At 56.6% G+C, this 25,178-nt stretch carries 20 protein-coding genes; 8 read left to right on the top strand and 12 right to left on the bottom strand.

Annotated features, from left to right (window positions below; all coding sequences use genetic code 11):
- Positions 1-68 precede the first annotated feature (68 nt).
- On the top strand, positions 69-1,280 hold the full coding sequence (locus tag J7382_RS05075) for a multidrug effflux MFS transporter (RefSeq protein ID WP_247744850.1): 1,212 nt from the start codon (positions 69-71) through the stop codon (positions 1,278-1,280).
- Positions 1,281-1,366: 86 nt separating this feature from the next.
- On the opposite strand, the gene mfd is transcribed toward J7382_RS05075, so the two are convergent.
- Both mfd and J7382_RS05065 read right to left on the bottom strand, forming a co-directional pair.
- The gene (gene mfd / locus J7382_RS05070; RefSeq protein WP_209067775.1) at positions 1,367-4,834 is read right to left on the bottom strand and encodes a transcription-repair coupling factor; all 3,468 of its coding nucleotides are present in this window, start codon (positions 4,832-4,834) and stop codon (positions 1,367-1,369) included.
- Positions 4,835-4,874: 40 nt separating this feature from the next.
- Positions 4,875-5,399, bottom strand: coding sequence for a component of SufBCD complex (locus J7382_RS05065; protein ID WP_209067774.1), 525 nt, complete (start codon positions 5,397-5,399; stop codon positions 4,875-4,877).
- Positions 5,400-5,517: 118 nt separating this feature from the next.
- Between J7382_RS05065 and hemB the strand changes: the two genes are divergently transcribed.
- On the top strand, positions 5,518-6,513 hold the full coding sequence (hemB, locus tag J7382_RS05060; protein WP_209067773.1) for a porphobilinogen synthase: 996 nt from the start codon (positions 5,518-5,520) through the stop codon (positions 6,511-6,513).
- Between the two features lie 98 nt (positions 6,514-6,611).
- Entirely contained in the window at positions 6,612-7,172 is a 561-nt protein-coding gene (locus J7382_RS05055) for a YSC84-related protein (RefSeq protein WP_058240951.1), read from the top strand.
- A gap of 80 nt (positions 7,173-7,252) precedes the next feature.
- On the opposite strand, the gene J7382_RS05050 is transcribed toward J7382_RS05055, so the two are convergent.
- A complete protein-coding gene (locus tag J7382_RS05050) occupies positions 7,253-8,125 on the bottom strand; it encodes an NAD(P)-dependent oxidoreductase (RefSeq protein WP_209067772.1) in 873 nt (290 codons plus the stop codon).
- Between the two features lie 81 nt (positions 8,126-8,206).
- On the opposite strand from J7382_RS05050, the gene J7382_RS05045 reads away from it, so the two are divergent.
- Positions 8,207-10,672, top strand: coding sequence for a penicillin acylase family protein (locus tag J7382_RS05045; RefSeq protein ID WP_209067771.1), 2,466 nt, complete (start codon positions 8,207-8,209; stop codon positions 10,670-10,672).
- Between the two features lie 29 nt (positions 10,673-10,701).
- Here the strand turns inward: J7382_RS05045 and hflX are convergent, their stop codons facing one another.
- From hflX to trkA, 4 genes are all read right to left on the bottom strand, one after another.
- The gene (hflX, locus tag J7382_RS05040; RefSeq protein WP_209067770.1) at positions 10,702-11,976 is read right to left on the bottom strand and encodes a GTPase HflX; all 1,275 of its coding nucleotides are present in this window, start codon (positions 11,974-11,976) and stop codon (positions 10,702-10,704) included.
- Positions 11,976-12,215 carry an RNA chaperone Hfq gene (gene hfq / locus J7382_RS05035; protein ID WP_008204623.1) on the bottom strand — a complete coding sequence of 80 codons (240 nt, stop codon included), beginning with the start codon at positions 12,213-12,215 and terminating at the stop codon, positions 11,976-11,978. The genes hflX and hfq overlap by 1 nt, the downstream gene beginning before the upstream one ends.
- Positions 12,216-12,337: 122 nt before the next feature.
- The gene (locus tag J7382_RS05030) at positions 12,338-13,858 is read right to left on the bottom strand and encodes a TrkH family potassium uptake protein (protein WP_209067768.1); all 1,521 of its coding nucleotides are present in this window, start codon (positions 13,856-13,858) and stop codon (positions 12,338-12,340) included.
- Positions 13,859-13,862: 4 nt separating this feature from the next.
- Complete coding sequence (trkA, locus tag J7382_RS05025) at positions 13,863-15,239, bottom strand: Trk system potassium transporter TrkA (RefSeq protein ID WP_058240708.1); 1,377 nt, start codon at positions 15,237-15,239, stop codon at positions 13,863-13,865.
- Positions 15,240-15,369: 130 nt separating this feature from the next.
- On the opposite strand from trkA, the gene J7382_RS05020 reads away from it, so the two are divergent.
- Positions 15,370-15,855: a hypothetical protein gene (locus J7382_RS05020; protein ID WP_058240707.1), complete on the top strand. Its 486-nt coding sequence runs from the start codon at positions 15,370-15,372 to the stop codon at positions 15,853-15,855.
- Positions 15,856-15,872: 17 nt separating this feature from the next.
- Positions 15,873-16,307: a hypothetical protein gene (locus J7382_RS05015; protein WP_058240706.1), complete on the top strand. Its 435-nt coding sequence runs from the start codon at positions 15,873-15,875 to the stop codon at positions 16,305-16,307.
- Positions 16,308-16,354: 47 nt separating this feature from the next.
- Here J7382_RS05015 and J7382_RS05010 read toward each other — a convergent pair whose 3' ends face one another.
- The 5 genes from J7382_RS05010 to dusB all read right to left on the bottom strand — a co-directional run bounded on the left by J7382_RS05010 (position 16,355) and on the right by dusB (position 23,628).
- Positions 16,355-17,779 (bottom strand): sigma-54 dependent transcriptional regulator, encoded by a 1,425-nt coding sequence (locus tag J7382_RS05010; RefSeq protein WP_209067766.1) that lies wholly within the window; start codon positions 17,777-17,779, stop codon positions 16,355-16,357.
- Positions 17,772-20,036, bottom strand: coding sequence for a PAS domain-containing sensor histidine kinase (locus J7382_RS05005; RefSeq protein ID WP_209067764.1), 2,265 nt, complete (start codon positions 20,034-20,036; stop codon positions 17,772-17,774). Before J7382_RS05005 ends, J7382_RS05010 begins: the two co-directional genes overlap by 8 nt.
- Before the next feature lie 120 nt (positions 20,037-20,156).
- Positions 20,157-21,521: a response regulator gene (locus J7382_RS05000; RefSeq protein WP_209067762.1), complete on the bottom strand. Its 1,365-nt coding sequence runs from the start codon at positions 21,519-21,521 to the stop codon at positions 20,157-20,159.
- Positions 21,521-22,606 (bottom strand): ATP-binding protein, encoded by a 1,086-nt coding sequence (locus J7382_RS04995; RefSeq protein WP_058240702.1) that lies wholly within the window; start codon positions 22,604-22,606, stop codon positions 21,521-21,523. Before J7382_RS04995 ends, J7382_RS05000 begins: the two co-directional genes overlap by 1 nt.
- The gene (dusB, locus tag J7382_RS04990; protein WP_348540003.1) at positions 22,603-23,628 is read right to left on the bottom strand and encodes a tRNA dihydrouridine synthase DusB; all 1,026 of its coding nucleotides are present in this window, start codon (positions 23,626-23,628) and stop codon (positions 22,603-22,605) included. The genes J7382_RS04995 and dusB overlap by 4 nt, the downstream gene beginning before the upstream one ends.
- Before the next feature lie 520 nt (positions 23,629-24,148).
- On the opposite strand from dusB, the gene J7382_RS04985 reads away from it, so the two are divergent.
- Together J7382_RS04985 and J7382_RS04980 are read left to right on the top strand one after the other, a co-directional pair.
- Entirely contained in the window at positions 24,149-24,631 is a 483-nt protein-coding gene (locus J7382_RS04985; RefSeq protein WP_058240700.1) for a phosphatidylglycerophosphatase A, read from the top strand.
- Entirely contained in the window at positions 24,631-25,104 is a 474-nt protein-coding gene (locus J7382_RS04980) for a CinA family protein (RefSeq protein ID WP_209067759.1), read from the top strand. The genes J7382_RS04985 and J7382_RS04980 overlap by 1 nt, the downstream gene beginning before the upstream one ends.
- Positions 25,105-25,178: the final 74 nt, after the last annotated feature.

Raw genomic sequence — 25,178 nt, 5'->3', positions numbered from 1 at the left:
AGAACGCACAACTGCGTTCTTCCCGGCTTGTTATGTCCTTCACACGACCATTGCCGACGGAGCCAGTCATGACCAAAGACAATCTGCCCATGTCGCAGATCGAGTTCATTGCGCTTTGCGCCATGATGTTCTCCACCATTGCCTTCTCAATTGACGCCATGCTGCCCGCCCTGCCGGAAATCGCAGCGGAACTCAGCCCGGAGGCGCCAACGCGCGCCACGCTCATCATCACATCCTTCGTCATGGGCATGGGGCTGGGCACGTTTTTCACGGGCCCTCTGTCAGACCGCTTTGGCCGTAAGCCGGTATTGATTGGCGGGGCTCTGCTGTTCTCACTCTGCGCTTTTGTCGGCTGGCGCAGCCAGACTTTGGAACTCGTACTGATTGCACGTTTTTTTCAAGGTATCGGCGCAGCTGGCCCCCGGATTGCAACCCTCGCAATCGTCCGTGATCTCTTCGCAGGGCGCGAAATGGCACGTATCATGTCGTTTTCCATGATGATTTTCACGCTGGTGCCTGCGGTCGCGCCCGCGATGGGCGCGCTCATCATCGACCTTTCGTCTTGGCGCGGCATATTCGTGGCCTTTATCCTGTTCTCCATCGCCTCAATGCTCTGGGTTGGCATCCGCTTGCCAGAACCACTCGCCAAAGAGAACCGCCGTACTTTCAGCATGGGCAAGCTTTTGTCCGGCGTAAAAGAGATGTGGGCGATCCCGGCCGTGCGCACCTCGATGCTGGTGCAATCGCTCATCTTTGCCGGGCTCTTTGCCATGATCAGCTCCGTGCAACCCATCTATGCCCAGACCTTTGATCGCGCAGAGGAATTTCCACTCTGGTTTGCTGGCATCGCATTGATTTCTGGCACCGCAAGCCTGCTCAACGCCCGCTTGGTGATGGTGTTTGGCATGCGCAGCCTCGTCACCATCGCCGTCAGCACACAGATCTTTTTTGCCATCGCAATTCTTGCGGCCTACACCTCTTCCAACATCTCCGTGCATTTTGCCGCCTTTGTCATCTGGCAGACAGCCACCTTCTTCTCCATCGGCTTCACAATCGGCAACCTCAACGCCTTGGCGATGGAACCACTGGGCCATATGGCGGGCACTGCGGCCTCTGTCATGGGAGCCTTCGCCACCATTCTAGGCGGTCTTCTGGCGACACCAATCGGGCTGGCTTTTGACGGCACCCCTCTGCCAATGGCGATGGCCCTTGGCGTTTTCGCAGTGATCAGCTTTGGTCTGATGCTGCATATGCGCCGTCTGGAGGCACTCGCGACATGAATGCCTGAGTTGCACTGCGCGCTGCCCTTAACACGCCCTGAAAACAAGCAACCTGCCCCACGCACGACCGTCGGCATTGATGCAGGTTACGTGCTCGCTTTCGCCTTAGCCTTCTTCCGCTCGTTGACCACCTTCTGCGCAAGGTCCCGCGCAATTGCAAAGGCACCTTTGATCTTGTCAGATGATTTCCCCCAATCGCGCCGCACAACAATCTTGTTGTCTTTGACCTTGGCCAGCCCCTTCTGCTCGGTGATGAATTCCACCAGCCCCTGTGGCGAAGCGAATTTATCGTTGTGGAACTGGATGGTCGCACCCTTCGGCCCGCCGTCTAGCTTCGCAATGCCGGCTTTCTTACACATCTCTTTGATGCGCACGATCAGAAGCAAGGTGTTGACCTCTTTTGGCAATTTACCAAAGCGGTCGATCAGTTCGGCAGCAAATCCTTCCAGCTCCACCTTGCCCTGCAACCCGCTCAAACGACGATAAAGGCCCAGACGCACATCCAGATCCGGCACATAGGTTTCCGGAATCAAAACAGGCACACCCAGATTGATCTGCGGTGCCCATTGATCATCCCCATCTGACAGGCCTTCGAGTTCGCCAGCCTTGATCTTGGCAATGGCCTCCTCGAGCATGGATTGATAGAGTTCATAGCCCACATCCCGCATCTGACCAGATTGTTCTTCGCCCAAAAGGTTACCGGCCCCGCGAATATCGAGATCCTGAGAGGCAAGCGTAAAACCGGCCCCAAGCGTGTCCAGAGATCCCAGAACCCGCAGGCGCTTTTCCGCAGCAGGCGTCAGCTTCACACGTGGCTTGGTTGTCAGATAGGCATAGGCACGGGTCTTGGAGCGGCCCACACGCCCCCGGATTTGGTAAAGCTGCGCCAACCCAAACATATCCGCGCGATGCACGATCATCGTATTGGCCGTTGGAATGTCCAATCCACTTTCAACAATCGTGGTTGCCAACAGAACGTCGTATTTGCCATCATAGAAGGCGTTCATCCGGTCATCCAGATCACCTGCCGCCAGTTGGCCATGCGCCGTGATGAAACTCACCTCAGGCACATGATCACGCAAAAACTCTTCAATCTCAGGAAGGTCGCTCACACGCGGCACCACATAGAAGCTCTGCCCACCGCGGTAATGCTCCCGCAAAAGCGCCTCACGCACGGTCACGGCATCAAAGCTGCTCACGTAGGTGCGGATCGCCAGACGGTCCACCGGCGGCGTGCCAATGATAGACAGATCACGCACCCCCGAAAGGCTCAATTGCAGCGTCCGTGGAATCGGCGTCGCGGTCAAAGTCAGAACATGCACATCGCTGCGCATCTGCTTCAGCCGCTCCTTATGGGCAACCCCAAAATGCTGCTCCTCATCGATGATCAGCAATCCGAGGTTTTTAAAGCGGGTGTTTTTGGCCAAAAGCGCATGTGTGCCGACCACAATGTCCACCGTGCCCCGCGCCATGCCGTCGCGAGTTTTCTCAGCCTCTTTCGCAGAGACAAAACGCGACAACGACCTGACTTCTAAAGGAAACCCTCTAAATCTCTCTTGGAAACCCTTCGCATGCTGACGCGCCAAAAGCGTGGTCGGCGCGATCACCGCCACCTGCTGCCCTGACATCGCCGCCACAAAGGCCGCGCGCATTGCCACTTCGGTTTTGCCAAAGCCAACATCGCCACAGACCAACCGGTCCATCGGGCGTCCCGATGCCAGATCGTCAATCACATCGCCGATTGCGCGCAACTGATCATCGGTCTCCTGATAGGGGAAACGTGCGGAAAACTCTTCCCAGGCGTGATGCTGCGCCTCCAGCACAGGGGCGGAGCGCAATTCGCGTTCCGCTGCCACCCGGATGAGACGATCCGCCATTTCGCGAATACGCTCTTTAAGCTTGGCCTTTTTGGCCTGCCAAGCCCCGCCACCCAGACGATCCAAAAGCCCTTCATCATGGCCGTATTTGGACAGCAGCTCGATGTTTTCAACCGGCAGGTAAAGCTTTGCATTTTCGGCATATTCCAGAGAAATCGTCTCATGTGCGGCCCCGGCCGCCGTGACCACTTCAAGCCCAAGATAGCGCCCGATGCCATGGTCCACATGCACCACCAGATCACCCGGGCTCAAAGATTGTGTTTCCGTCAGGAAATTCTCCGCCCGCTTCTTCTTGCGCGGCGCCCGGATCAACCGATCCCCCAAAACATCCTGCTCTGAAATCACCGTCATATGCGGCGTTTCAAACCCATGTTCCAAAGCCCAGACCGCCAGATACAACCCGCTCTTGCCAATCCGGCGGGCATCTTTGACATGAATGGTTTCAGCCAGACCTTCATCTTCGATAAGCCCGCTCAAACGCTCGCGTGCCCCCTCGGAGTAGCTGGCAACAACCACCGGACCATCTGGTAATTTCTTGTTAATATGCTCCGCCAAAGCCCCGAAAAGGCTCAGATTTTCCTGTTGTCGCTCTGGGGCAAAATTGCGCCCAATCCGCCCACCAGCGTCAATTGTCCCGGGGCCAGAGGCCTGCGGCAAAGCCGAAAAATGCAACATCCGCCGCCCCGCAACAGCCTGATCCCACGCGGCTTCATCCAAATACAACAGGCCCGGCGGCACAGGCTTATAGACCGTGTCCATCCGCGCCTTCTGGCTCATCGCATGTTTGCGGGTTTCATATTGATCTTCAACGGCATCCCAACGCGCAATGCGCGCCACATCCATCTGATCATCAACAGAAATGGAAGCATCCGGTAGGTAATCAAACAGGGTTTCCAGACGCTCATGAAAAAACGGCATCCAGTGTTCAACACCCTGATGTTTGCGTCCGGCGCTGATCGCTTCATAGAGCGGATCGTCCGTGCCCGCCGCGCCAAATTCAATGCGGTAGTTCTGTCGGAATCGCGTAATCGCCGCTTCATCCAGAATGACCTCGCTGACCGGTGCCAACTCAATGTTGTCAAGCTTTTCCGTCGTGCGTTGGGTCGCGGGATCAAAGCGCCGCACTCCGTCCAGAACATCCCCAAAGAAATCCAACCGGACCGGACCGGTGTCACCGGGAGGAAAAATATCAATGATGCCGCCCCGAATGGCATAATCGCCGGGTTCCATCACAGTCGGCGCTTGAGAAAACCCCATACGTACCAAAAACTTACGCAATGCTTCTTCATCTACACGCCCATCAACATGGGCGCGAAATGCGGCCTCTTTGAGCACATCGCGCGCCGGCACACGTTGTGTCGCGGCATTCAGCGTTGTCAGCAGAACAAACTGCTGAGGCATCCCATGTACCAACCCCGCCAGTGTCGCCATCCGCGTGGCGGAAATATCGGCATTGGGGGACACCCGATCATAAGGTAGACAATCCCATCCCGGAAAGACAATCACCGGCATGTCGGGCCGGAAAAACTCCAGCGCCGCCCGGGTCGCCACCATCCGCTTGTCATCACGCGCCACATGAATGACCGGGCCGCCGCTCTTGTCTACCTCATTGAGAATAAGCTGTGCGTCAAAGCCTTCCGGCGCCCCGCCAACAGAGATGTGCTGCGCGTCTTTCATCACTCTTATCTTTCAATTTCAGTAGCTTGCTACTACGGGTTTACCCTAATGGTGAGACCAGAAGATTTTGGTACATACCCCACAATGAGGTCACAAAAATAGAGATCATACCAACAAATTGCACCCAAAAACGATGGCGCGCCAAACGCTTTCGCAAGGCTTCGCTCTGCAAGCTCTCCATGTGAATGTGCCGTGCAGCACGTATGCTCATGGCCCCTACGAGGCTCATTGGCAGAAAGATCAAAAATACCGCTTGTGCAAATTCGATCTGATATTGCCAGCCCAGCACGGCAAGGCCGGTGAGGATGAAGCAGGTGATGCCAATCAGCCAAAGGCCAGAAACCGTTGCTATATGCAGGATCCTATTGATGTTGATGCGCACCAGATCATGAAAATCTGCCTCTGCTTGCCCGCCATTGCGCTTGGCTCGCAACACAAGATCCCACGGCACCCCGAGCACCCAATGGCTGGCAGATGACCAGAAAACAGCCAGAGCGATCCAAAACCACAGGTTTGAAAAGCTGCGGAAGTCGATGAGTTCAAGTACGGTTTGGCTCAGGTCCAAGGTGTTTACTGCCCATAAGATTTTCCCCTCCACATACCCTGCCCATGCGGCAATTCCTAGCCTTGAGATGTGGGAAATTCCATGGCACCTGTGGGCATGGAATGTAACGGAGCCCGCAATGACCCTCACGCCTGCCAATTTCCCAACTGCGCGCCTGCGTCGCACACGTCAATCCCGCGCAATCCGCGGTCTTGTGCGCGAAAACACGCTGACCGTGGATGATTTGATCTGGCCTGTGTTTGTGCGTGACGGCGACGGCGTTGAAGAGCCCGTGCCCTCTATGCCCGGCGTCTTTCGCCGCTCGGTCGACAAAATTGTTGAGGCCGCGCGCGAAGCTGCAGATTTGGGCATCCCTGTAATCTGTCTCTTCCCCTACACCGATCCCGCCCTGAAGACCGAAGACTGTGCAGAGGCTTGGAACCCCGACAACCTCTCCAACAGGGCCACCCGCGCCATCAAAGCGGCCGTGCCCGAAATCGCCGTTATGACCGACATCGCATTGGATCCCTACAACATCCACGGCCACGATGGATTTGTAGAAAACGGCCATATTATCAATGATCGCACTGTCGAGGCTCTGGTCAAACAGGCGCTCTCGCAAGCAGAGGCAGGCGCCGACATTCTTGGCCCGTCTGACATGATGGATGGGCGGATTGGCGCCATTCGCACTGCCCTTGAAGCCAAAAATCATCAAAACGTGACCATCATGAGCTACGCGGCCAAATATGCCTCCGCTTTCTATGGGCCGTTCCGCGATGCGGTGGGGGCGTCCGGTGCCCTTAAGGGCGACAAAACCACCTATCAGATGGATCCCGCCAACTCCGATGAAGCGCTGCGCCTTGTCGCCCGTGACCTTTCTGAAGGCGCGGATATGGTTATGGTCAAACCCGGCATGCCCTATCTGGACATCTGCCGCCGTGTGAAAGACGAATTTGGCGTACCGACCTTTGCCTATCAGGTGTCTGGTGAATACGCGATGATCAAAGCCGCCGCGCAGAATGGCTGGATTGATGGCGATCGCGCGATGGTCGAAAGCCTCATGGCCTTCAAACGCGCCGGATGTGACGGGATTTTGAGCTATTTTGCGCCGGAAGTTGCCCGCAAAATGGGCTGAACATACGCACATCTAGTGACAGGTTGTTCGGGGCTGACTATACTGCTGTCAATCCCGGACCCAACCGGACCACGAGCAAACAGAATACAGGCAACATCATGAACAATCTCACTCGTCGCGGCTTTGCGCTGACCGGCCTCGCAGCTGCAGGCATGACCGCCGCATGCGGCAATGGCATCGGCTCTAATGGCGCCAATGAAATCGACGCACGCGTCGATACCACGCTGAATTATCTCTACAACGAATACCCCAACACCCGCGATCTGCGCGACAAATCCACTGGCATTTTGGTGATGCCGCTGATCACAGAAGCAGGTCTGGGCTTTGGCGGCGGATATGGCCGCGGTGCGCTGCGGGTCAACGACGTGACCGTCGATTACTACTCCGCGACCAAAGGCAGCGTTGGCCTGCAATTTGGAGCACAGCAACACGCACATGTTCTGTTCTTCATGACCGAGGGCGCCCTCTCTGAATTCCGCCGCTCCAATGGCTGGGCTGCCGGCGCGGGCGTTGAATATGTTGTGGCCAATGAAGGCGGCGATCTCAGCGCAGAGACCACCAACTTGCTGGCCCCGGTAATTGCCGTGGTGTTTGGTCAGGCAGGCCTCAAGATTGGCGCAACGCTCGAAGGCATCAAATACACGCGCATCATCCCATAAATAACGGCCCTGCCCGTTCATTTTCCAAAGATAAAGCGCGGGGCACCCCGCGCTTTACTTGTTTCTAAGAGCTTAGAAAATCAATCCAGCGCGCGCAGGCGTTTGATCAGGCTGGATGTGTCCCAACGCCCACCGCCGAGCTTCTGCACATCTTTGTAGAATTGATCCACCAGCGCCGTCACCGGCAAGCTCGCCCCAATCTCATCCCCCGTAGACAGTACAATGCCCAGATCTTTGCGCATCCAGTCCACGGCAAACCCGTGATCGAACTGATCATCAATCATGGTTTCATAGCGATTTTGCATCTGCCAGCTGCCTGCCGCCCCTCCGGCAATCACCTCAACAACCGCGCGCCCATCCAGCCCGGCTTTCTCAGCAAAATTCAGCCCCTCTGAAAGACCCTGAACCAAACCAGCAATGCAAATCTGATTGACCATTTTGGTCAATTGGCCAGCACCACTTTCTCCCAGACGTTTGATGGAGCGCCCATAAGCTTGCATGATCGGCTCTGCCTTGTCGTAGGCGGCTTGGTCACCACCGCACATGATCGACAAAATACCGTTTTCCGCACCGGCCTGACCGCCTGAAACAGGCGCATCCACAAAGGCGACGCTTTTTTCCGCGGCCGCACTGTAAAGCTCAGAGGTTACTTTCGCAGACACCGTCGTGTGATCAACAAACGTGGCCCCTGCATGCATGCCTGCAAAGGCACCAGCGTCGCCCAGACAGACAGAGCGCAGATCATCATCATTGCCCACACAGCACATGACAAACTCAGCCTCCAAAGCCGCTTCACGCGGCGTGGCAGCAAAAGCTCCGCCATGTTCGTTGGCCCAGGCCTCCGCTTTGGCGGTCGTGCGGTTATAGACCGTGACCTCATGCCCCTCTTTCACAAGATATCCGGCCATCGGATAGCCCATCACTCCCAAGCCCAAAAACGCAACTTTTGCCATTGGCTTTCCCCTGTCTGTCATTCGTCGTAATACTTGTCTCGCCTGCACCCGCAGAAGGCAAGAACAATCAGGGACAGAGACATGGCGACCTTTTTTCAATGGCTGATGCGCATCGCCAGCGGCTTGGTGATTCTCGTCGTGCTTGCAGTGGCGATGATCTATTTCCTCGCCTCGCGCAGCCTCCCGACCTACGATAAAACCTTCGCCGCAAGCGGTATTTCGCAACCTGTCGAAATCATCCGCAACAACGCCAATGTCCCGCATATTTTTGGGAACAATGACGAGGATGTGTTCTTTGGCCTCGGTTATGCCCATGCACAGGACCGGCTCTGGCAAATGATCACAATGCGGCGCACTGTACAGGGCCGCCTCTCCGAAGTGTTTGGGCAACAAACGCTGGAAATCGACACCCTGATGCGCCGGCTCGATTTGGCCACGGCGGCCCGCATGTCTGTGTCCGCACAGGATCCCGACATCCTGATCGCGCTTCAAGCCTATGCACGCGGCGTGAATGCCCGCATTGAGGAGGTCAACCAAGAAGCATTGGGCCGCGGCGCACCCGAACTGTTCTTGTTCCAACAGGCCTTCGCGCCCTGGCAACCCGCAGATTCCATTGCGCTTCAAAAGCTTATGGCGCTTCAGCTCACCGGCCACCTGCAATCAGAGGTGCTGCGCGCGCGCACATCCCTCGCCCTCGCTGATACGGAACGCCTGCGTGACATCCTGCCTGATGCCCCCGGTAAAGGCATCGCAACCCTGCCCAAATACGCCAATCTAGTGCCGGGAACGCCTGTATTTGCGCAGTCCCAACCTTTGCCTGCACATCCACTGTCTCCATTTGCGCCGCTCCCTCTGTCTGGGGCCTCCAATGCATGGGCTGCGGCCCCTTCGCGCAGCGCCGCCGGCGGCACCTTGCTGGCAAATGACCCGCACCTCGGTCTGTCTGCACCCGCAATCTGGTATCTGGCCCGCCTTGAGCTGCAAAGCGGTGGTGTGATCGGTGCCACCATTCCCGGCATTCCAGCCATTCTGGCAGGGCGCAGTGATCAGCTGGGCTGGGGAGTGACAGCGGCCTATGTCGATGATCAGGATGTCTTCATCGAAGAACTGGATGCGTCAAACCCAGAGTCCTATCGCACATCCACAGGTTTCAAGCCTTTCAAAACACGCAAATCGATCATCAACATCAAGGATGCCAAGCCCGTCACGCTCACCCTGCGCTGGACGGACAATGGCCCCGTTCTGCCCGGCTCTGCGTTCAATCTCGCGGCTGTGACGCCCCCCGGCCACGTAGCGTCCCTTGGTTGGACCGCGCTCAGCCCACAAGATCGCTCAACCACGGCGCTCATGGGGCTCATGCGCGCGACAGATATTTCAGCGGCGCTGGCCACTGGCAAAGACCATACTGCCCCCGGTTTGACCCTGACTTTGGCAGACCAAAATGATGTGGCTATGACTTTGATCGGCGCCCTACCGCGGCGCGAGACAAACCATCAAAGTCAAGGGCGGCTGCCCTCCCTCGGATGGCGGCCGGAAAACCAGTGGCAGGGCCTGCTTCCAGCCACAGACGCCCCCACCTTCGAGCAACCCTCAGGCGGCATTCTGGGCAATACCAACAATAAAATTGTAGAGCGCCCCTTCCCCCGCCATATCTCGTTCTTGTGGGGGGACAGCCAACGCATACAGCGCTGGCAACGCCTGATGCAGAACCGCCGCGTGCACACCCGCGACAGCTTTATCGAAGCGCAACTGGACACCGTCAGTTTCTCTGCCCGCGCGCTGCTTCCGCTGATTGCCGCTGATCTCTGGTATGCTAGCGAAGCCGCGCCAGAAGGCACTCCTGCACGTCAGAGGCAACGCGCACTGGCGCTGTTGTCTGAGTGGAATGGCGAGATGAACGAACATATGCCCGAGCCCCTGATCTATGCGGCATGGATGCGCAGCCTGCAAAGCCGCCTCATCCGCGACGACCTTGGCCCGCTGGCTGAGGAGTTCACCCATGTGGAACCGCTCTTCATCGAACGGGTGTTCCGGGATGTAGAGGGCGCCGCCATCTGGTGTGACGTCCGTCAAAGCGCGCGGGTGGAAACCTGCTCCGAAATGGCCCAGCTCGCATTGGATGATGCGCTTCTGGCAATTGAAGAGCGCTACGGCCAACAGCTAGAGGCACTGCGTTGGGGGGATGCCCATCAGGCAACCCATGATCACCCGACACTCGGCGAGGTTCCGCTCCTGCGCTATTTCGTCAACATCCGCCAATCCACCTCTGGCGGCGACAACACCCTTCAGCGCGGCAAAACTGCCGGTATCGGAGACAATCCATTTCTCAATGTTCACGCCGCAGGCTATCGTGGCGTCTACGATTTTGCCGATCCCGACAGCTCTGTCTTTGTAATCTCAACAGGGCAATCCGGCCATTTCCTGTCGCGCTTTTATGACGATATGGCACAGCTTTGGAGGCGTGGTGAATACATCCCAATGTCCTTGGACAAAGAGCTCGCGCGCGCCGCAGCTGTGGGCGTTACAATCATAACGCCCACACCTTAGGTCTCTACGAATGTCTGAAAATCAAACGCCTACAGCGTCTGATACTGCGCGCGCTGCTTGGCACTCCAAAGCACTTCGATTTCAAAGCCTTCGTCGGTCTGCGTTTCCGCTTCAACCACGCCTTCCTTAAACAGCCAAGCCCGCGCTTTGCCTTCCGAAAAGCTCAGGGAGAGCACTTCACGGGTCTTCTCACTGGCCAAGGCCTTGGCAATGGCCGCAAACATGTCATCCAGACCCTGACCACTGACAGCAGAAACCGCAAAGATACCCTCTTCACGCTCCGCCCGAGCCACAACAGCCTCTCTGTCATCGGCGTCCAACAGATCAATCTTGTTCCAGACCTCGATCTGCGGCGTCTCCTCACTCATTCCCAGAGATTCAAGAATGCTGTGCACGTCCTCAGCCTGATGTTCTGTTTCAGGATGTGCAATGTCGCGCACATGCAGCACCAGATCCGCCGCAAGCACCTCTTCCAGTGTCGCCCGAAATGCCGCCACAAGCTGTGTCGGCAGATCACTGATGAACCCCACCGTATCCGACAGGATCACCTCAGGTCCGTTATTGGGAAGCTCCACCGCCCGCATGGTTGGATCGAGCGTGGCAAAAAGCATATCTTTCGCCATCACATCCGCACCGGTGACACGGTTGAAAAGCGTCGATTTTCCGGCGTTGGTATAGCCCACCAGAGCAACAATCGGAAACGGCACTTTCGCGCGCGCTTTGCGATGCAATTCACGGGTTTTCACCACCTTTGCCAATTGCCGCCGCAACCGCACCAGTTGATCGTCAATCGCACGACGATCCGCCTCGATCTGGGTCTCGCCGGGACCACCAACAAAACCAAGGCCGCCGCGCTGACGCTCAAGGTGGGTCCAAGCCCGCACCAAGCGTGTACGTTGGTAGGACAAGGCCGCCATTTCGACCTGCAGCACACCTTCACGCGTGCGCGCCCGATCAGAGAAAATCTCAAGGATCAATCCGGTCCGGTCCAGAAGTTTGACCTTCCATTCTTTTTCCAGATTGCGCTGCTGCACCGGCGTCACCGGTCCATCAATCAAGACCAGCTCCACCTCATTGGCCTTAAAAAGCGCCTTTAGCTCTTCGATCTTGCCCGATCCAAACAGCTTACCGGGCTGCGCTTTTGACAAACGCACAACATTTGAGCCTACAACTTCAAGCTCAGGAAGCGCCGCTGCAAGCGATATGGCCTCTTCCAATGCGAAAGAGGCCTCGCGCCGCTGCTCAGCGCCAGTGATATCGGGATGCAGGACCCAAGCGCGGGTAACCTGCGTGTCATGCTCCATCAAGAGGCGTCTTCGCCTTCATAAAGAGAGATCGGCTGGGCCGGCATGATGGTAGAAATCGCGTGCTTATATACCAGCTGACTCTGGCCATCGCGGCGCAGCAACACACAAAAATTGTCAAACCAGGTGATCACACCCTGCAATTTCACACCGTTAATCAAAAAGATAGTCACCGGAACTTTGGTTTTCCGGACGTGATTCAAAAAAGCGTCTTGGAGATTCTGTCGATCCGAAGCCATGTCGCGTTTGCCTTTGTTCTTGTTCGTGCATCGGGTAGTCGTGCGAGGCGAGTATGGAACGCGTTTTTGAGACTTACCAGCCTAAAAAGTTAAGTTTTTTGCCAGCCTTATCACCAAACGCATCATTTCTGCCACAAATCAGGGGACATCAACGCAATGATCGCCAAAGCTTCCAAACGGCCAACGATCATAGCTGCACAAATAATAAGCTTTTCTGGGGCACCAAGTGAGGAAATCGCAATCGGAAACTCACCCGCCACCTGTGTCAGAGGCCCGGTCGTGGTCAAAGCAGAAATCGCGAGGATCAAAGCCTCCTGAAAGCTATTGCCCAACACAGCAAGCACCATTGTTACCGCCGCCAAAGACAGCGCAAAAAGCATGAAAAACACCCAGGCAATCACTGCGCCCCGGCGTCGGATGCCCTGCGCTGCCGCACGTCGGCGTCCTAGAACCACGTTTGGATGCACAAGGCGCTCCATTTCACCTAACCCCTGCAGGTAAAGCGCATAAACCCGGAGCAGTTTCACCCCGCCCGCAGTGGTCGCCACGCCGCCGCCCACCATAGCCAAGGCCAAGAGGATCAAACCGGGCGTCTGAAGACCGCTCCACTCTCGTGCCACGCTCCATTCGGAACTTTCAAAACCGGTTGTGCTCAGGAAGCTCAGCACTGTGAACACCCCACCCCAAGCCGCTTTTATCGCCGCCGCACTGTCGTTGATGGCCTCTTCTTCCAGAGCTCCAAACCAATGGCGCATAAAAAGCATCGCTGGCACAGCCACGACAATCAAAAAGCCAAGACGCAGTTCAGGATCATCCCAAAGGTTGCTGCGCTTCACGGCCCCCGTGTCCGAACTGAACGTACCGCGCGACAACGCAAAAAGCAGAAAGAGAAAAATAACCAATTCTCCCGCCACCCCAGAAGCTGCATCAGCAACACCACCAATGCCCGAAATACCGCTGGTTGAGAGTGTAGCCATGGCATGCATCAAAGCCGTGATCGGACGATCCCCAAGGATTAGGAGCATCACCCAAAGTGCAAATGTCAGACCCACATAGATGGGCACCAAGGCCCGCGCGGCCCGGCTCCATCGCTTCATCGGGCGCGCACGCTGCATCTGACCATGATTGTTACTGTTTTGCCCAGCATCCCCCAAAGCGGTAACTTCAAAGCCACCCAGGCTCAACGGCGCAAGCACAGCCGCCGCCGCCACCCACATCAACAATCCGCCCATCCAGCCGACCATCCCGCGCCAAAGGTGCAGGGCCTCAGTCAACATGCTTGCCGGTTCAAAGGTGGTCATTCCAGTTGTGGTCAGACTGCTGACCATTTCAAAGTAGACCGTGACAAAAGGCACAATATCCAGGGATTCATAAACCGGTATGGCCAGAACAGCGGGCAGCAACAACATCGCAAGAAACATGGCCTTCAGGTTGTCGATGATACGCAAGTTGCGACGTGTGCCCTGCACCGCCAAAGCAATCAGCGCACAGGCAAACATAACCAGCAGACCAGAGTAGAAAAACATCTGCGCCACGTGATCATCGTTCTGCCGGTTGGCCACCACCGCGGGCACAAACATCATGCCCCCAAACATCAGGGCCATCTGCACAAGCAGAGGAATACGTGACAGGCTCAGCTTCATCTGATCAGAAGAAGTCGATAGAGACCTGCAACAGCTGCTCCACTGCGGGCACATCCGCAGTCAAAACAAACAGCGCGATCACATCGCCTTCGTCAATACGCGTACCACCTTTTGGCTTCACCACCTCTTTGCCTTTTTGAATGGCACCGATCAGCACGCCTTCGGGGAAGTCAACATCACGTACCATCTGCCCGGCAATGGGCGAGGTAGAGAGCACTTCGGCCTCGATGATCTCCGCTTCCGCATCGCCGATGGAATACACGGCACGCACACGTCCATGACGGATGTGGCGCAGGATCGAACTCACCGTAGTGGCGCGCGGGTTGATGAAGGCATCAATGCCCAAAGGCTTCATCAGCGGTGCCAAGGTAGGGTCATTGATCAGCGCAATCGCCAGCGGACAACCATTGGCCTTTGAGCGCACAGAGGCCAGCATATTGGTCTTGTCATCATCCGTCACCGCCAGAATCGCGTCCGCGCGGTCCACGCCCGCTTCGGTCAAAAGCGCGGCATCCAATCCATCCCCATTCAAAACAATGGTCCGTTCCAACGCCTCTGCCGCACGCTCAGCCACTTTGCGATCGCGCTCAATGATTTTCACGCGGATACGGTTGGCACTTTGCTCCAACCGCTGGGCCACCATCAGGCCAACATTCCCGCCGCCCATGATAATGGCGCGTTCCTGCTTGTTTTGAGGTTTGCCAAAAACCTCCATGGTGCGGTTCACGTCCGCTGCAAAGGTGAACACATAGATTTCGTCACCAACAAACAGCTGGTCTCCCGGCTCAGGCGCGAAAAGCGTGCCACCGCGCCGCACACCAACCACGACCGCACTCAATGTCGAAAAAAGATCCGTCAACTGCCGCAGAGGGGTGTTCACCACTGGACACTCCTCGTCCAGCAAAAGGCCCAACATCTGCACTTTGCCCTTCAAAAAAGTCTCGGCATCAAATGCGCGCGGCGCGGTCAGTCGTTTTAACGCGGCATCGGCAACTTCGCGCTCAGGCGAAATCACAACGTCAATCGGCATATGATCGCGCCGATAGAGATCCGAATATAACACATCCAGATAAGACTGGCTGCGCAGGCGGGCAATCTTGCGCGGCACCGCAAACACCGAATGTGCCACCTGGCAGGTCACCATATTCACTTCATCGGAATAAGTCGCCGCGATCAGCATATCCGCATCCCGCGCTCCGGCCCGATCCAGCACATCGGGGTAGCTCGCAAAACCAGAAATCCCTTGAACATCAAGGGTATCCGTGGCGCGGCGCACGAGATCAGGGTTATTGTCGACAACGGTGACGTCGTTATTTTCACCGGACAAATGGCGCGCAATTTGCCATCCGACCTGACCGGCCCCGCAGATAATGACCTTCATGTGCTTCCCTCATGGGTTTCAAAAAAGCCATGCCAGAAGGGGGAACGGAGGTCAATTGTTACCATTGACCTCGCCCCCCAATCGCGCTTTGATTGTATGCAATTTCAGTTGGTTGAGGCGAGAGTTCGCAATGAAAAAAATAACATATGCCATGGCTGCCGCAGCAATCGCTGTCGCCGGGTGTAGCCCCACCACCTATTCCGGGTTTTCTCATCCTTCCGCGTCGCGCGAAACAGCCTCACGTGACGATACCGCCTGTTCTGTCGAAGCCAACCAGCTTTTCCCTGCTGCCAATTTCACCACAACAGTCTATGGGGGGTTCCACGGTGGGTACGGTGGCTATGCAGGCGGTTATTGGGGCGGTTATCCGGGGTATTGGGGCGGTTCTCATGTTCAGATGCGCGACGCCAACGCCTCCATGCGCGCGGAACACCGGCAAGACTGCATGACGCTCAAAGGCTACACGCCCGTCACGCACCCTATCTGCACAGAAGCACAGCTTAACGGCCAAAACTATCGCCCGATTTCTGGCGCGCCCAAGCCTGCACCAAATATCTGCGCCATTCGTGCTCAAAGCGGCGGCGTTGCTTTGGTTGATCTAAACGCCCCCGTGTAAGAGAGAAGGACAAAACCGTGAAACATGCTTTCGTAACAGGTCTTGCCGTACTCGCACTCAGCGGCTGCACCGAATTCAAAACCTTCTACAAAGTGGGTCAGACCAAGACAGACTTGAACGTCGATCAAGCGCAATGCAATCGCGCCGCCGCTGACGCATACCCACCGCGCATCGTCACGGATTGGTGGCCGATCTATGATTCCAAAGGCCGCGTCGTCAGCCAGCGCATGGAGCAATATGACATCAACGAGGGCCCGCGCTACACTGCCGCGCGCAACTGTATGGTGGAAAAAGGCTATGAACGCGTGACCATCCCCTATTGTAAGGATGAACAGCTCGCTGGCCGCAACTATGCCAAGATCGAAGTGGCCCCAGAACTTACGCCCAGTATCTGTGGTCTGCGCACCGAAGGTGGCGGACGCGTCTTGATCGATCTGAGCAAACCAATCTGATCAGGTTTTGATGAAGGGGGCCATGCGCCCCCAGAAAGAGGCAAGCGTCAGCTTGCCTCTTTTTCTGTGCCATCGCCTGTCTCGTTGACATGTGCCACACGTGCACCCGCCTTGTTCGACGTCACGACGCCCAGAGATTTCAGCTTGCGATGCAAGGCACTACGTTCCATCCCAACAAAACTGGCGGTCCGGCTGATATTACCCCCGAAACGGTTGATCTGGGTCAAAAGGTATTCACGCTCAAACGCCTCTCGCGCTTCTCTCAAGGGAAGTGTCGCCAAAGTGCCAGACAAGACGACCCGCCCGTCATCAGAAGGCACCTCACTTTCTCCGGGCAACTCGCGGCTCTCAATCGGACCTTGACCGTCGCCCAGAATAAGCACGCGCTCAATCAGATTCTTGAGCTGGCGCACATTGCCCGGCCAAACCATGGTCTGCATCAGCGCCACAGCCTCTGTGCTCAGCTCACGCAGTGGCAGGCCCTGCCCTTCATGTAGTTGCTGAAGGAAGTACCCGGCGAGCGCAGGAATATCTTCGCGACGCTCCTCCAGTGATGGCACAGCAATCGGCACAACGTTGAGACGGTGATAGAGCTCTTCCCGGAAGGTCCCATCCGCAATGGCCTGCCCCAAATCCCGGTTTGTCGAGGAAATGACACGTAAATCCACACGCACCTTCTTGGAGCCACCAACACGCGTGAATTGCTGATCGACCAGCACACGCAGGATCTTGCTCTGAGCGGCCAATGGCATGTCAGCCACTTCGTCAAAATAGACAACACCGCCACTGGCCTGCTCCAACAGACCTGTTTCAATGCCCCGTTCAACGCTCTCACGACCAAACAGGATTTCTTCCACACGGTCCGGATCCATACCCGCACAGGACACTGTTACAAAGGGCGCCGTCGCACGATTGGAATTGGCGTGAATATAGCGCGCTGCCACATCCTTGCCGACGCCTGCCGGTCCAGTCAGCATCACCCGCCCGTTGGATCGCGTCACCTTGTCCAACTGAGAAATCATCCCGCGATAGGCTGCACTTTCCCCAATCAAATCGGTAGGCTTACTGTCCTGACGTTTCAGCTCCGTATTTTCCCGCCGCAACCGGCTGGTTTCCATCGCGCGTTTGATCACGACCAAAAGCTGATCGATGTTGAAGGGCTTCTCGATAAAATCATAGGCGCCCTGCTTGATCGCCGCGACCGCGATTTCAATGTTGCCATGTCCGGAAATAATCACCACCGGCACCTCTGGATAATCGGTCTTCACAGCTTTTAGGATGTCGATGCCATCCATATTGCTATCCTTCAGCCAGATATCGAGGATCATCAGGGCGGGCTGTTCCCGCGTCACCTGCTCCATGGCCTCGTCAGAATTGCCTGCCAACCGTGTGCTATATCCCTCATCCTTGAGGATATCGGAAATCAGTTCGCGAATGTCGCGTTCATCGTCAACAATCAGAATGTCACTCATAATACTCGCTCTCTTTCTCTTCCGCCGAGGAGACCGCTGACGCTGTCAGCGGCAGGCGCATCTGCGCCATGGCTCCAAAGTGGGCATTGTTTTCAAACACCGGTGCATCCAGCAAAGAGAGCTGGCCCCCGTGTTCTTCGATGATCTTTTTCACGATGGGCAGACCAAGCCCGGTGCCCTTGTCACGTGTTGTCACATAGGGCTCAAAAAGTTTGGCACGATCTTCAGGAAGGCCAATACCATTGTCTGCAATACAGACAATCGCCTCGCGCCCCTCCACAGAAAGATCAATGTGTATTTCCGGGACAAACCCATCCGGAGCAGATTTTTCCATCAAAGTTTCAATGGCCTCTCCGGCATTCTTGATAAGGTTTGTCAAAGCCTGCGAAATCATTGTCGCGTCCAGTTCAGCCGCCAATGGCCCTGCGCAAATGTCGCGTACAAACCGCACGTCAGGCTGACCAGCCTCCTGCAACAACACCGCCCCAGACACCAGTTCCACCACATCAACGGGTCTGCGCTCCGGCTCCGGCATACGTGCAAACTTTGAGAACTCGTCGACAATACGGCGCAAATCATTTGTCTGGCGCACGATCACATCTGTCATCTGCTCCAACTGATCGCTGTCCTCGCCCACACGGCTGGCAAATTTGCGGCGAATACGCTCCGCACTCAACTGGATCGGTGTCAGCGGGTTTTTGATTTCATGCGCGATACGGCGCGCCACATCGCCCCAAGCCGCCATACGCTGCGCCGTCACAAGCGATGTGACGTCATCAAAGGCAACAACATAGCCTTCAAGCGACCCATCATCGCGGCGACGCGTGGACATGCGCACAAGTAGGTTTTCCAGCCGTCCGGAGCGCGAAACTTTGATTTCTTCCTGAGCCACTTCTTTGCCGCTGTCACACAGGGCTTCAAACATCGGACCAAACTCAGGCACAGCCAAAGTCAGCGGCATATCCTGCCGATCATCGGCCCACTCCAACAGGCTTTCAGCCGATTTATTGACAAAGGCCACCTTGCCTTCCGCATCCAGTCCAACAACCCCTGAAGTCACCGAACTCAAAACGGAATCAAACATGCGGCGGCGGCGATCAATCTGGCGTGTATTGTCCAACAGCGTTTGACGCTGCACCTTCAGTTGGCGCGTCATCTGGTTGAAGTAGCGGCTGAGCATGGCGATTTCATCGTCGCCTTCCTCCTCCACAACGCGCACATCAAGATCTCCGCCCCCAACACGCTGCGCCGCGCTGGTCAAACGTCCAACAGGCCGCGAAAGACGCTCGGCAAACCACATGCCCATCCAGATCGCTGCCAACACGAGAATAAGCGCAAAGCCGAGGTAGATCAGGCCAAATTCAAACAACCGCCGTCCACGTTCGCTCTCCAATTGCGAATACAGCATGGCACTGGCCTGCGTGTCGTCCAACAGTTGAAAGATCTCTGCATCAACATCGCGACTGATGTAGAGGAAGCGATCCACAAAAGCGTCCAGCCGCACCAGAGCCCGCATCTCGTTGTTTTCGAGATCACGAATAATGGCATAGCCCTGCTCAAGGGCTTCCGCCATTTGCGCTTCGCTGGGCTGTTCAAAATCAAACAGATAGGACCGCTCGCCACGCGCACGGATTTCCCCCGTTCCGTCAATGACAAAGGCTTCCTTCAATCCGCGTTGAATTTGCACCTGCCCCGCCGCCAGCAGAACGCGCAACTCCCCGGAATCCATAAAATAGGTCGCGCGCCGCTGTGCATTCAGGAAATCCGCAAGCGCCGCAGCATCTTCCTTAAGCGCTTCGATGTGCTCTTCTTCATAGGCCTGCGCAGCAGAAAGAGAGTTGCCAACGACCTGGCGCACCCGCTCGCTAAACCACCCTTCCAGACCGATATTCAACGTCAGCCCGGCAAAAACCGCCACTGTAACGGCTGGCACAATCGCCAGCACCGTAAAGGCCCCTGTCAGTCGCAGATGCAGCCTTGATCCGGCAGACCGCGCGCGCCTTGACGCAATTGCACGCACCACGTTCTGCAGAACCAACGCAGCCACGGACAAAACATAGACAAAATCCACAAGCAGAATCGCACGCAGCGCGCTTGACGAAGCCCCAAGATCAAAAGGCCCCAGAACAAGAAACGTGGCCAATGCCAGCGCGGGGCCCAACACAACGAGACCCAAAGTTGCGGCATTCTGAACACGCCTCTGTCGTCGCAGGCGCTGAAAACGCGCCCAATGACTGGTCACTGTCCGGCTAGACACCCGACTACCTCAATTGATTTGGTACCGCTTTCGCGGTCCTCCGCCATATCCAGTGGCATCTTCAAGGCCACAGAACTTTTCTAAGAACTGCGACCCTCGCGCCACGCTTATGTGGCGTTTTTACATCAATTTGCGACGGCGTGTCACGTGAATATCCAAATCAGTGATCTTTTTACGAAGCGTATTCCGGTTGATCCCCAAAAGATCAGCGCATTTTGCCTGATTTCCACCCGTCGCATCCAAAGCGATTTCTATCAGAGGCAGCTCTATTTCACGCAGAATCCGCGCGTATAGCCCCGCAGGTGGCAGCATATTGCCATGCAGATCAAAATACCGGCGCAGATGGCGCGCCACGCTTGCAGAGAGCTTCTCGCTGTCTTCACCGCCCAACAATGGCCCGGCCTGAGGTTGCGCTCCCAATACCATTTCCGCCTCAGAGAGGGTCACTTCTTCTGCTTGCGCGGTCAACACAAGCCGCCGCACAGCGTTTTCCAACTGGCGCACATTGCCAGGCCAGCTATAGGCGCGAAACAGCTCCATCGCATCTTCAGAGAAAACCCGCATGGGCGCCCCTTCGCGCTCAGAGCGGTGCAGAAAATGCTCCACCAGCAGCGGAATATCATCGACGCGCTCACGCAATGCAGGCACATGTAGCGCCGCACCGTTCAGGCGATAGTAGAGATCCTGACGCACAGAGCCATTTTCCATGGCCGTATTGAGATTAACCTGGCTCGTGGCCATGAAGCGCGGGTTCTGATCGCCCGGCGCATCAATCATGCGCACAATCCGCGCCTGCACCTCATCATCAATATCGCCAATCTCATCAAACAGAATTGTGCCGCCCTTGGCCTTGGCCAACACCCGCGCCGGACCTTCAAGGTCGCTCAACTCAGATGCATTCACCACCACAAAGGGCAGATTACGCCGGTCAGAGAAATCATGCACTTCCTTGGCAATCAGAGACTTTCCCGTACCGCTTTCGCCCGAGATCAAGACCGGCAGATCGGTGTTCATCACCCGCGCCACCAAACGGTAAAGCGCCTGCATCGCCGGCGTGCGCCCCACAAGCGGCAGCTCATCAGGGCGTTCATCCTCCGCCACCGGCGCGGCCGGTGCGCGCCGTTTCTGCTCGAGCGCTTTGCCAGTGCGCTTCATCAGATCAGGCAGGTCAAACGGCTTGGGCAGATAGTCATAAGCCTCTGCTTCTGCGGCCTGAATCGCGGTCATGATGGTGTTTTGCGCAGAAATCACAATCACCGGCAATCCGGGGCGATCCTCTGAGATTTTTGGCAACATCTCCAAACCGTTCCCGTCCGGCATCATCACATCCGTGATCACCACATCGCCTTTGCCCTCCCCGACCCAACGCATCAGCGTCGTGAGCGAGGACGTTGCATGCACCTTGCACCCTGCGCGCGTCAGCGCCTGGGTCAAGACCGTGCGGATTGTGCGGTCGTCGTCTGCGACAAGAACAGTGCCATCCATCAGAGGCTCTCCTCATATTTCAAAAGGGTTTCTTTACTGGCGCGGGGGAGCGACAGTTTGAACACCGTGCGCCCGGGCACGCTGTTCACTGAGATCAGACCGCCATGGTCTGAGATAATTTTGCTGACCAGAGCCAGCCCAAGCCCCGTGCCATTTTCACGCCCGGACACGAAAGGATCAAAAACGTCTCCCTCAAGATCACGCGGCAGGCCGGGACCGTCGTCAATAATCTCAATCTGCAGGGGCAATGGCTGGCCACTGCCATCAGAGCGACGCAACCTGAAGGAATGCTCGTAGTAAGTCCGAATGCGGATCTCACCCATTTTTTCGGCGGCCTCTGACGCATTCTTCAGCAGGTTCAGGATCACCTGTAAAAGCTGATCCGCATCCCCTTCGGCAGGCGGCAATGAGGGATCATAGTCTTCAATGATCGACATATGCGCACCATAGCTGACCAAAGCCGACCGTCGCGCCCGATCCAGAACATCGTGAATGTTGACCGGCTTGCGCTGTGGCAAGGACAGATTGCCAAATTGTTCCACCTGCTCCAGCAACTTCACGATCCGGCGGCTCTCCGCCACGATCAGATCCGTCAGTTGCAAATCATCGGGGCTCAGGTTCATGGAGAGAAGCTGCGCCGCACCGGTGATCCCAGCAAGCGGGTTCTTGATCTCATGAGCAAGCATTTCCGCCATGCCTATGGCGGATTTTGCCGAGGATTTGACCCCTTGGCTGCGCGTCATACGCCCCGCGAGTTCCCGGCTGGAAATCAAAAACAGCATCTCCCCCGGCGCATCGGCCAGCGGGGCGATCTGAAGATTGCATTGCACAGGTGGGCCATCGCCCGTGCCAACATCGGCGTCATTGACGAATAAGGGCGTGCCATGTTCACGCGCCCGGTGAAACGCCTCTTCCAAAGGCGCATCAATCATCACCTTGTCCCAGATAGGTTGCCCGACCATCGCTTTGGCAGAGGCATTCAGAAAGGTCTCAGCAGCAGGATTGATCCGCAAAATCTGATCCGTGTCATCCACCACCAGTGCCGGCACCGGCAAGGAATTCCATATGGGGTTTTGCGCGTTCATGCCGCCTCTTTATTTCCTGAAGTTGTTGTATCGGGCGCTCCGTCAGTCGGCATCAATGCCTCTTGCAAAAGTGCAAGAACCTCCTGCGGATCACGGCTTGTCTGTACGCGGCGGCGCAATCCCGCTTCTGTGCCGACACCATCCATGTACCAACCCAGATGCTTCCGTGCGACGCGCAGCCCCAAATCTGTGCCATAGAAAGACAACATGGCCTCATAGTGCCCCTGCACCATTGCAACCAATGCTGCACCTTCTGGCGTAACAGGCGCATCGCCTCCGAAAAGCGCTGCAGCAAGCTGCGCCAGAATCCAGGGTTTGCCCTGCGCACCGCGCCCCACCATCACGCCATCGGCACCCGACGCGGCAAGCGCCGCTTTGGCCGACGCCAGATCAACTATATCGCCGTTGGCAATCACAGGGATCGACACGGTATCTTTGACGCCCTTAATGGCCGCCCAGTCGGCCGCCCCTTTATAAAACTGACACCGCGTGCGCCCGTGTATCGTCAGCATTTGCACGCCGGCATCCTCTGCGCGGCGGGCAAGCTCAGGTGCATTCAGCATCGTATCATCCCAGCCCAGCCGGGTTTTCAGCGTCACAGGAATATCAACGGCTCCCACCACGGCCTCAATCAGCGTCAGCGCATGATCCAGATCTTTCATAAGTGCTGACCCGCTGGCCCCTGCACCGCTCGCACTGGTTACCTTCTTTGCAGGGCATCCCATATTGATATCAATCAGCCTCGCCCCATTGGCTTCGACCTGACGGGCGGCTTCCGCCATCCAATGGGCCTCACGCCCTGCCAGTTGCACGGATGTGGTCGCCTCCCCAAACCCCAGCTCAGCGCGCTCACGCACGCCCGGCTTGGCCTGAACCATTTCCTGGCTCGCCACCATTTCACTGACCACCAGCCCGGCCCCAAAGCGGCTCACCAGATCGCGAAAGGGGCGATCTGTGATGCCGGCCAGCGGTGCCAGGAAAACCGGCGGTGTTAGCGTTAGATGTGCGACTTGAATGGTCACGTGCTTAATCCTTGTGCAGCACCTCCGGCGTAGCTGACCCCTAGATCGAACTCAATGAAGGCGTGGTGATAATTTTGGCAATAACTCGCATGTGCTCATTATTTAAGCAAACACATAGGGGCAATTGCCACTCAGACTTGCAGCTTCTACACGGCAGACCTCCAAATTGCCTCATTCATCGGCGTCTCAGAGATTCTCGCTATAGGTGTTTTTAGTATCCAAGAGACTCAATCTCCTCCGCGCCAGACAAATGGTGAAATGCACCGCTTTAAAAAGCGTCGCTGAACGGATGCTCATCACCTTGCAGCCCGCCCCCAAGTTAACGCACATTGCCCGCAACACTGAATCGATCCGATGTGCAGATAAGAGCCCACTTTGGGATCAGCGCTGCAAATTGTGGTAGGCAGCAAAAGAGATATAAGTACCCCTCTCCGGGAAACCAGATTCCGGAAAGATACATAGCGGCCTCAGTGGCCACAAAGGAAGGATTGCCGCGCCCAGTGGCAAATTGAGTGAACGCATGAGCAATTTGATTGCAACTTTCTTTGGCGTCGGCCGACTGCCCTTTGCGCCCGGCACCTGGGGATCGCTGGCCGCGCTGATCATCGGTTGGGCCGCTGAACGCTATGTCGGCGTCTGGCTTCTGATCGTACTCACAGGTTTGGCCATTCTCGCAGGCTTTTGGTCCTGCAATCGGGAGCTCTCTGACAAACCCGGCGAGGACCCCTCTGAAATCGTCATCGACGAAGTGGCGGGCATGTGGATTGCGCTTTTGTTCCCGGCCATCGCATTTGCGATGCGCGATATGTCCATGGTCTGGCCCGGCCCCGTGGCGGCCTTCCTATTTTTCCGTCTGTTTGACATCCGCAAGCCGTGGCTTGTGGGACGTGCGGACAGACGCCATGATCCCATCGGTGTGATGCTGGACGACATCTGGGCAGGGATCTTTGCAGGCTTCGCCACCATGGCAGCCGCGGCGCTCTATCATATGGTGCTGATCTGATGGTGGATGTCACTGCACTCCTCGCGGCCTGCCGCGCCGCTGATCTGCGCATTGCCACCGCCGAAAGCTGCACAGGAGGCATGGTGGCCGCTGCGCTGACCGATATCCCCGGCAGCTCCGCTTCTTTCGAACGCGGTTTTGTGACATATACCAATCAGGCCAAAGTCGAGATGCTGGGCGTCAAGCAGCCAACGCTCGACGCGGTCGGCGCCGTTTCCGAAGAGGTGGCTCAGGAAATGGCATTGGGCGCACTACGGAACTCGGACGCGGACATTGCTGTCTCCATCACTGGCATCGCAGGCCCCGGCGGCTCTGAGTACAAACCGGAGGGGCGCGTCTGTTTTGGCCTCGCCACCCACGCGGCCTGTCGCACGGAGACAATTGAGTTTGGCGCGTTGGGACGGGACAAGGTCCGTATCGCCGCGCGGAATCACGCGTTGACGCTCATTCTGGCGGGCACATCCACCGCATGATGCAAATTTAAACATCACACCACTTTGAGCGCCTTATTTTTAATCATGTTGCAAAACGCATGATTTTAAGGCGC

Origin of the sequence: Shimia sp. R11_0 (assembly GCF_017744035.1) — a bacterium.
Taxonomy (GTDB): domain Bacteria; phylum Pseudomonadota; class Alphaproteobacteria; order Rhodobacterales; family Rhodobacteraceae; genus Shimia; species Shimia marina.
Note: the sequence above shows the minus strand (reverse complement) of the source record. Positions and strands in the feature narration are given on the sequence as shown.